The 1,346-nt window shown below is 47.9% G+C and carries 2 protein-coding genes; both read left to right on the top strand.

Going from position 1 to position 1,346, the window contains the following annotated elements:
- On the top strand, positions 1–725 hold a 725-nt coding region (gene murJ, locus R7Q47_RS24750), incomplete at its 5' end, for a murein biosynthesis integral membrane protein MurJ (RefSeq protein ID WP_318089918.1).
- 70 nt (positions 726–795) lie between these two features.
- Positions 796–1,346: riboflavin biosynthesis protein RibF (ribF, locus tag R7Q47_RS24745; RefSeq protein ID WP_318089915.1), on the top strand; the 551-nt coding region annotated here is incomplete at its 3' end.

The following is a 1,346-nucleotide window of genomic DNA, read 5'->3' as shown; positions in this document are numbered from 1 at the left end:
TGTTGGAGTTCCCGCTGGGGCTGTTTGGTATTGCGATTGCGACGGTGATTTTGCCTGCGCTGTCTCGTAAACATGTGGACTCGCAGAGCGAAGGTTTTGCACATACCATGGATTGGGGCGTTCGCATGGTAACACTGCTCGGGATTCCGGCGATGTTGGGTTTGATGGCGTTGGCGAAGCCGATGTTGATGGTGCTATTTATGCGCGGTGAGTTCTCTCCACAAGATGTGCACCAAGCGTCTCTGTCGTTGCTCGCTTACGCATCTGGACTATTGAATTTCATGTTAATTAAAGTGTTGGCGCCAGGCTATTACTCACGTCAAGACACAAAAACGCCAGTGAAATACGGCATCATCGCGATGGTGACTAACATGGTGTTCAACGCAATTTTCGCCTATTTCTACGGTTACGTCGGCTTGGCTATTGCTACGGCATTGTCAGCGTTCGTCAACATGGCGCTGTTGTACCGAGGTCTGCACATTGCAGGTGTCTATCAAATCACTAAGCGTACCGTCTTCTTTATTATACGTTTGGTTATTGCTGGTGCTGCGATGGTTGCTGCGATCTTATGGCAATTGGAAGACATGTCGGTTTGGCTAGAGTGGAGCTTTGCTCACCGTAGCGGCATGTTAGGAATGTTAATTGGTCTAGGCGCCGCAGTTTACCTAGCGGTTCTATTTTTGACAGGCGTACGTTTAAAAGACCTAAAAGCTGGGACAGATTGAGGTTGATTAGTATATAATCCGTCAGTTTCACACAGTGCAAAGTAAAAACAGAGGCAGAACGCAGTATCCAATGGAACTGATTAGAGGCATTCATAATATCGCACCACACCATTATGGTTGTGTGTTGACGATCGGCAATTTCGATGGCGTACACAAAGGCCATCAACAAGTATTGCAGCAAGTGTCTGAGCAAGCGGAGAAACTTTCGTTACCGTCGGTTGTGATGACCTTTGAACCTCAGCCAATGGAGCTGTTTGCCAAAGACAAAGCGCCCGCAAGGTTGACGCGACTGCGCGACAAGTTCGTTCAATTAAGCAAGCTCGACATCGACCGTTTGCTTTGCGTCAACTTTAATCGCCATTTTGCCAGCCTGACAGCGGAAGAGTTTATCCGCGACTTGTTGGTCGAGCGTTTGGGTGTTAAGTTTCTTGTCGTTGGTGATGATTTCTGCTTTGGCAAAGGCCGTTTAGGTAACTTTGCTATGTTGCAGGAAGCAGGGGAAAAATACGGCTTTGAAGTCGTCAGTACCCAAAGCTTTTGTTTACAACAGTTACGAGTGAGTAGTACCGCGATTCGCGAAGCCTTAGCTCGTGACGATTTGCATGCCGCACAAGAGATGCT

Source organism: Vibrio sp. Vb0349 (genome assembly GCF_033338975.1).
Note: the sequence above shows the minus strand (reverse complement) of the source record. Positions and strands in the feature narration are given on the sequence as shown.